We start from the raw sequence: 1,213 nt of genomic DNA, 5'->3' as shown, positions 1-1,213 counted from the left end.
ACTACATTCAAAAGTATTTATATTTACGTATACAGCTAAATAATAAATCCGAACGACTTCGATTTAAAAAAGAATTTCGAAAGATCGTTCGGATTTTCTTTTAACAAAACACTCTTGTCCCAGTCGCATTCTTTCATCAAGTGGTATCGGTAACTTTTTAACATATTCATTTCCAAATTGGCTCATACTATTTTCGATGAATCTATTTTCGAAATGGAGTTGGATGAAATGCAGATGGAACCTAGAAACACAACCGAAGCAGCCCTTCATGATTATAAAATGGGACTAGGAATCTTCACTGAGAAAATGCCTGAGCTTGCAGAGCAATATAACACGTTTACAGAGCACTGCTTCAGAGAGGGAGTTCTTTCCAAAAAGGAAAAACAATTGATTGCACTTGGAATCAGCCTTTATTCCCAGGATGAATATTGTATCATCTACCACATAAAAGGTTGCCTGGATCAAGGATGCTCTGAAGAAGAGATCCTCGAAGCCATCGGAGTGACCGCAGCATTCGGCGGAGGAGCAGTCATGAGTCAGGCTGTCACATTAGTACAGCAGTCGATTCAGGATTTGAATCAACTAAAGCAATGAGTGCATAGAGAGGGAGTGATCCTTCTCTTTTTTTATGAGTACTTTTTTTAAATGCATACCTCTTACGGTAATAAATATACATCAAGGCTAATAAAATTTCACCGGCACAGTATTATTTGGCAGTATAATGGCGGAATTTTGTGAAAACTTAAGGGTAGCCCCCGGGAATCAGGCTGACGGATAAATTTTAGAAAAAATGATGAAATACCGGTTTTGTCTTGTGAACGAGGGGGTAGTATAGTTGTAAAGTAATTAAAAACCCGAAAGGAATGATTCATTATCGACTCTCTTGAGAGTATCTCGTACACAAGTGAAATGGAGAAGGCAATGCATGGAGCCCATGGAATAGGTTATGAGGTGTACAAACGAAAGCATGAAGTCAGAATGCAAGTAGAGAAGAAAAGAGAGCAGGATTACAAAGAAAGCCGCCGAATGATTGCGGCACTTGATCGCAGGGTGCACGCTAATATATAATAAGGAAGAAAAAAAGGAAACCAGTGTAGACGATGCACTGGTTTTTTGTTTTTTAGAAATAAAATTTGTGGTCATTTTAGGAAGCTTAGACTTTAAAAATTGATTGGAGCGGAAGGTGCTCAAATCCTGCGGGAAATGCTGGACA

At 38.7% G+C, this 1,213-nt stretch carries 2 protein-coding genes; both read left to right on the top strand.

Annotation, left to right across the window (positions count from 1 at the left end; all coding sequences use genetic code 11):
• Window positions 1-228: 228 nt before the first annotated feature.
• On the top strand, window positions 229-594 hold the full coding sequence (locus BVI01S_RS21820) for a carboxymuconolactone decarboxylase family protein (RefSeq protein WP_034763661.1): 366 nt from the start codon (window positions 229-231) through the stop codon (window positions 592-594).
• A 327-nt stretch (window positions 595-921) separates the two neighbouring features.
• Complete coding sequence (locus tag BVI01S_RS22810) at window positions 922-1,068, top strand: YuzK family famiily protein (RefSeq protein ID WP_167562138.1); 147 nt, start codon at window positions 922-924, stop codon at window positions 1,066-1,068.
• Window positions 1,069-1,213: the final 145 nt, after the last annotated feature.

Origin of the sequence: Rossellomorea vietnamensis NBRC 101237, assembly GCF_001591825.1 — a bacterium.
GTDB classification, from domain to species: domain Bacteria; phylum Bacillota; class Bacilli; order Bacillales; family Bacillaceae_B; genus Rossellomorea; species Rossellomorea vietnamensis.
Note: the sequence above shows the minus strand (reverse complement) of the source record. Positions and strands in the feature narration are given on the sequence as shown.

Excerpts from the sequence above, each read along its gene's own strand:
- BVI01S_RS21820 (WP_034763661.1), top strand. The coding sequence starts at position 229 with ATGCAGATGGAACCTAGAAACACAACCGAAGCAGCCCTTCATGATTAT.
- BVI01S_RS22810 (WP_167562138.1), top strand. The coding sequence starts at position 922 with ATGCATGGAGCCCATGGAATAGGTTATGAGGTGTACAAACGAAAGCAT.